Annotated in this window: 7 protein-coding genes; 4 read left to right on the forward strand and 3 right to left on the reverse strand. The window is 53.6% G+C overall.

The genetic code is table 11. The features are described 5' to 3' along the window. The first annotated feature begins 21 nt into the window (after nucleotides 1-21). On the forward strand, nucleotides 22-369 hold the full coding sequence (locus tag RMSM_RS06935) for a hypothetical protein (protein WP_008693450.1): 348 nt from the start codon (nucleotides 22-24) through the stop codon (nucleotides 367-369). A gap of 329 nt (nucleotides 370-698) precedes the next feature. Here the strand turns inward: RMSM_RS06935 and RMSM_RS06940 are convergent, their stop codons facing one another. Next, nucleotides 699-923, reverse strand: coding sequence for a hypothetical protein (locus RMSM_RS06940; protein ID WP_144057444.1), 225 nt, complete (start codon nucleotides 921-923; stop codon nucleotides 699-701). Between the two features lie 221 nt (nucleotides 924-1,144). Here RMSM_RS06940 and RMSM_RS06945 point away from each other — a divergent pair, with 221 nt between their 5' ends. Together RMSM_RS06945 and RMSM_RS43735 are read left to right on the forward strand one after the other, a co-directional pair. Continuing rightward, a complete protein-coding gene (locus tag RMSM_RS06945) occupies nucleotides 1,145-1,711 on the forward strand; it encodes a hypothetical protein (RefSeq protein ID WP_040764531.1) in 567 nt (188 codons plus the stop codon). Nucleotides 1,712-1,899: 188 nt separating this feature from the next. Beyond that, nucleotides 1,900-2,460, forward strand: a complete 561-nt coding sequence (locus tag RMSM_RS43735) for a putative immunity protein (RefSeq protein WP_040764533.1) — start codon at nucleotides 1,900-1,902, stop codon at nucleotides 2,458-2,460. 129 nt (nucleotides 2,461-2,589) lie between these two features. Here RMSM_RS43735 and RMSM_RS06955 read toward each other — a convergent pair whose 3' ends face one another. Together RMSM_RS06955 and RMSM_RS40740 are read right to left on the reverse strand one after the other, a co-directional pair. Next, nucleotides 2,590-2,802 (reverse strand): hypothetical protein, encoded by a 213-nt coding sequence (locus RMSM_RS06955; RefSeq protein ID WP_040764535.1) that lies wholly within the window; start codon nucleotides 2,800-2,802, stop codon nucleotides 2,590-2,592. Between the two features lie 473 nt (nucleotides 2,803-3,275). Next, nucleotides 3,276-3,488, reverse strand: a complete 213-nt coding sequence (locus RMSM_RS40740; protein ID WP_160168248.1) for a hypothetical protein — start codon at nucleotides 3,486-3,488, stop codon at nucleotides 3,276-3,278. Nucleotides 3,489-3,758: 270 nt separating this feature from the next. Between RMSM_RS40740 and RMSM_RS06970 the strand changes: the two genes are divergently transcribed. After that, nucleotides 3,759-5,354 (forward strand): DUF262 domain-containing protein, encoded by a 1,596-nt coding sequence (locus tag RMSM_RS06970; protein ID WP_008693456.1) that lies wholly within the window; start codon nucleotides 3,759-3,761, stop codon nucleotides 5,352-5,354. Nucleotides 5,355-5,480: the final 126 nt, after the last annotated feature.

The raw sequence follows: 5,480 nt of genomic DNA on the forward strand, positions 1-5,480 counted from the left end.
AGGCGTCTCTAGGTTTCCCAAATGGATGACGAACAGACGATTCGATCTCGGTACGCTGACCTCGATGGCGTTGTGATCGACCCTGACTCGATCCCCGGATCATTTCGCCATCTTCTTCCAGACGCGCTCGAGTGGTCGATCGGTGATGACGTTGAACGCGACCGATACATGGCACAACTGACCGAACCGCAGCTTCAGTCGTTTGATGATGCAATATGGCCGCACATGACGAACATTGGTGACTGGTGTCGCGATCAACGCGGCGCAATTCCCGTCCCCGATGCCGTGATCGTCTTCGATCATTTGACACAATCGGCTGCCGAAGCCCGCGTTACGCTAGATCGTATTGCCGCTTCAAGAGACGCCTAACATGGTTTTTACGCTAGGCCTTCGGCACACCTTCGTTTGTTTGGCAACGGGCGTTGGCATTGGTACAATTTCTCGAGATTCAAACTCCACCGCTTCGTTTAGGGCGGTGTCGTAAAAACCTTCCGTTACACGACCTAGTCGTTTGGTGATTCACGCCGATGAAACTGTACATCACCCGTGATAGCGTTGCCGCGGGTGATGACTTCGACGCACCACACGTTCGCAACGCGACTACTCCTGACGACGCTGACGTTTCGCAGATTGTGGCCGCCTGCCTTGCTGCATCTCCACTTCCGACCATCGCTGGTGGTCATGCAACGTGGGCGCTCTCATCCGGTGTGCCACTCGCTCTCATTGCGCAACAGTGGGCGTCGCCAAAACTGATTTCGCAGATTCCGCCAAACCACAAACACCTTGACCATTCCGGCGGAACTTTGCGGTTGCATTTCACGTACTTCGAGCAGCAATCGCCAGATGCCGTATTCTCCGTGCTCGAACGCCTGCGGTTGCACGCAGAGTGATGGTGCCGGTCGTGTAACATGGTTTTTACGCAAGGTCGCGGCTGTCGTCGTTGGAGAGTCTTTCGGTGGGCAACAGTCAATCGCTTCGGTCACGTTCCATCTGCTGCCAGCCCGCGATCGCCTTCGTTGTTTGGCAACGGGCATTGGTGTTGGTAGAATCTTTCGTACTTCAATGTCGTTCTCTTCGGTGAAGAACGGCGACGTAAAAACCTTCCGTTGGCCGAACCTAGTCTTCTCGATTGTGTCGTTGCAGCATGAATCTCGCTGAAAAACACGACCGATTCCTCCGCTGGGCAGAAATGCAGTTCCTTTTCGTTGAACATGCGAAAAGTGCTCTTTATGCGCCCGACCCTGCGACTGGAGAAATGGGTGGCCTGCCGACCGACAAATTCTGCGGTTGGACATACGGTGCTCACGCACTGTCGAAGGACGAACTTACTCTTGACTTCGATGATGCCACGATGGCTGCGGCGGCACTTGGACACACGATTTCGATGAATCTAGCGGTCTGGATTCGGCACGCGTTTCAAGATGTCGTCCCTGATGCACGGGATAATCCAGATTGGAACATTTGCTCTGCCTTTGAAATTTCTCGGCTCATCCGCAATGCGTTTAGCCACAATCCGGCCGACCCACACTGGAGCATCGACCCTCTCTGCCGCAATCAGGTTTTCATTGTGGATAACGTAATAACGCTGGACACGAATGACATTGATGGAACAAGGTTCGATTGGCACCACTATGGTGGCCCGCTTGCTTTGTACCGTTTGTCTCAATGGGTTCGGGCCAACTTGCTGACTCCGCAGATGTCCGAACCGTAGGCGGTGGATGCTTCTTCTCCGCTTCAAGGTCGGCCAACATGATTTTTACGCTAGGCCTTCGGCACACCTTCGCTTGTTCGGCAACGGGCGCTGGCATTGGTACAATTCTTCGTGATTCAAACTCCACCGCCTCGGTAACGGCGGTGTCGTAAAAACCTTCCGTTGTGCGGCATATGGCAAATCAATTCATGATTCAACTTGCCGCCGAGCTTGGCGATCCAGAAGCTCTCTCCCAACTTGGGGATCCGCCCCAATCATTGCCGGAGCACTATCGGTCTCGCATAGAGCAAGCAGTGCAGCCTTTGACGACTCATCAGCGGGTTGCGTTCGCATGTGAATGCGCTTCTCGCGTTCAACATTATTGGCTAGCGTTCAATTCTGAAGATTCCCGCCCTGCTGACGCAATTGCCGCTGCCACGGGTTGGTTGCGCGGTGAACTTTCACACGACTTTGCGGCTCTTTCCTCCGCCGCGTCTGACGCTGGTGTGACAGCGAGCGAAGAATTTGACCGAATTGAGGGCACCACGATCAGTGTTGCCGAGGCTTCGCCACTCGGCCGCGCAATATATTCCGCGGAGTGGGCTGCGGTAGCCGCCCATAGCTGCACAGACATTATCTCTGATCCCACGGAAGAATGTTACTGCTGCGCATACGCGGCAAAGGCTGCCGTTTGGGCGACGCATGATAATCCGGCGGAACGTGAATGGCAGGCAAAGAGACTTTGTGATTTCCTCCTAGGCCGCGCGTAATTGTCGCACAACTTTTTAGGGTTTGGGGTCAGCGAGGGACGAGCCTGACTCCAAACCCATGACCAAGGCGAGCTGATTCGTTCTGGCGAGTGAAGCGTTTTCCATTCCGATTGAAGAACCGGATCGCGGTCATGGTGGTGCTCGTGCCGATTGCTCCTGTAGCCATTGCCCCATCGCAGCGTCGATCGGCGGATAGCACCCAAGACTGAACATCGCCCTGCCACACTGCGGACAAGCCATCTTGGAGCCGCATGCCATCACGATCTGCTCGTGACACAGCAAGTAGTAAACCTCCCCCAGCGAGACAGCGATCAGCAACCGCAGCTCTTCCTGCGAACGCATCGATGACGAGTGAAGCAGGCCTTAATGACGTACTCGGTGCAGTCCCGATGGCAGTATGTGTAACAGCCAGCGGCGGATGATTTGAACATGTTTTTTACGCTAGGCCTTTGGGATAATCTTGTCTCCTTGGCAATGGGCCGGGAATCCAGCACATCGTACTCGTACTCAGCGAAGCGGTACTCGTACTCCTACTCGATTAGAGCGGTGTCGACGTTATCCACTTCGCTGGGCGGCGAGTATGAGTACCGTCCTGAGTACGAGTAGGAGCACGAGTACGAACGCGTGGTCGCCTAACAATGTGTGGCCGCTGAGTTGCGGCATCCATGCCGCAGACACCTTCCTTCTTCATTCATCGTAGGCTCTCGTTGTATAATCTTTCGGTGGCCAACGTCTTTCGCTTCGGTCAGGGGCGGCGTCGGCCACACAATCCGTTGTGCGGCCTAGAACAAATTGAACGCAGAGCCACATGACGATCACGACGCGCCACCATCGCTGACGCCTGCGCAAAAGCTTCTCGACGCTGCCACATTTTGGCCGTACATCAACATCATCGCGTCTCCAGTTGCCATCGGACTCGGCCAACCGTGGCTGGCCATCGCGTTTTCCGTTGCGGCCTTCGTTTTCAGTGTTGTGGGCCTTGGTGGCTTCATCTTGATGCCAATGCTCATATGGTCGCTCGCATTCATTGGTTTCGCGATACGGATGCTTGTTCGGTAGCGCGACGGCCGCACAACATGGTTTTTACGCTAGTCGCGGCTGTCGTCGTTGGAGGGTCTTTCGGTGTGCAACAGTCTATCCCTTCGGTCGCGTTCCGACTGGTGCAAACCCGCGATCACCTTGGCTCTTTGGCAACGGGCCTTCGCATTGGTACAATCTCTGGCAATTCAGAGTCGCTCGCTTCGTTCACGGCGGTGACGTAAAAACCTTCCGTTAGGCGACACGCCGGATAAAACGTCATGCCACAACACATCCGCGGGCGTCTCACCACTGAGCCGTCTAACATTGAAGACTTAATCACCGACATTGACCGTGGTGAGGTCAAGGTCCCCAAATTCCAACGCCCTTTCGTCTGGAAGGTCGATCAAGCTTTGGCACTTCTGGACAGTCTCGCCAACGGCTACCCGGTTGGCAGTGTGCTACTCTGGCGAACGGTCGAAAAACTTCGGGCCGAACGCAATATCGGCGATTTTTCGCTTCCTGAAACCGACGATATGACGCCAACTAAGTACGTACTCGACGGGCAGCAACGACTTACCGTCATGTATTCGAGCTTCGGCGCTGATCCAATGACTGAAGGGTTCACGCCTTACTACAACTTGGAAGATGAACGGTTCGAGGCATCGCCAAATCAAAGAGCCGTCCATCACTTCCCGCTACGCTTGACATATCGCACCACTGAGTTGCTGAATTTCCGCACCGCGTTACAGACACTTGAGAATCACGAAACACTTCAAAAACGCCTCGATGCGTTGATCGGTGCAATAACGGGCTACCGCCTTCCGGTTGTTGAACTTCGTGACCTTACGGTCGCCGAAGTGTGCCCAATATTCGAGCGAATAAACAGTTCCGGAACTAAGCTCTCAACATTCGATCTCATCGCGGCCGCAACGTGGACGCAGGAGTTTGATCTATCAGATCAATCGAACGCTATCGCCGATGCGATCGAACCCAAAGGATTCGACGGAATTTCCAATGACAGCATTTTGAAATGCATCTCAGCAGTCTTGCTTGGCAGCGTCAAAAAAGAGGATGTGCTGACTCTTCGACAACGTCCAAAAAAGGACATCACAACCGCTACAGAATCTGTCAGGACCGCGATGCTGCGCGCGGTTGATCTCCTCGGCACTGAATTTCACATCGCTTCGATGAGCTTTCTCCCATATGAGGCACAGTTAGTGTGCGTGGTAAATTTATTCTCAAAATTTGGTGAGCTAACGGCTGAGCAAACGCGGCGACTTAGGCAGTGGTTCTGGCGTTCAAGCTTCTCGCAACATTATCGTGGCGCTTCGGAGGCGTTCGTTAGTTCTTCACTGCCAAAGATGAGCAATTGGATAGCGAACGGTGATGGACGCGTTTCAGACTTCGGAAACGCACCTGATGCTCAAATACTAATCCAGCAGAATTTTAATTTTCAAGGTGCTGTATCCAAAGCGTTTGTTCTGGCATTGGCTAGGTCAGCACCACGCAACCTCATCTCTGGTACTCTAGTTGACGTTGGTAGTGCACTGTCCGTTTACAATAAACGACAGTTTCATCACATCTACCCTAAGGCTCACCTAAAGCGAATCGGTCAAACTCGAAGCTCAAACTCAATCGTCAACATCTGCATATTGGCCGCTAACGAAAACAATCGCATCAGTGATGCGGAGCCATCGGCTTACATACCGCAAATCACAAACGACCTCGGTGACCAAGCCGCCACGGTCTTCGATTCTGCGATGCTTCCACCGCCAGACGCTTTTGCATACGCCGATGAAAGTTTCCAAGATTTCCTCGGCGTGAGGAGCGTGATTCTCGAAGCACACATATCCCAATTGTGTGACGGCGAATAGCAGCACTGTGTCGCATAACATGGTTTTTACGCTAGGCCTTCGGCACACCTTCGCTTGTTTGGCAACGGGCGCTGGCATTGGTAGAATCTCTCGTAGTTCAGACATCGCTCGCTTCGTTCAGGGCAG

It is taken from the genome of Rhodopirellula maiorica SM1 (assembly GCF_000346295.1).
In the GTDB taxonomy this organism is placed as follows: domain Bacteria; phylum Planctomycetota; class Planctomycetia; order Pirellulales; family Pirellulaceae; genus Novipirellula; species Novipirellula maiorica.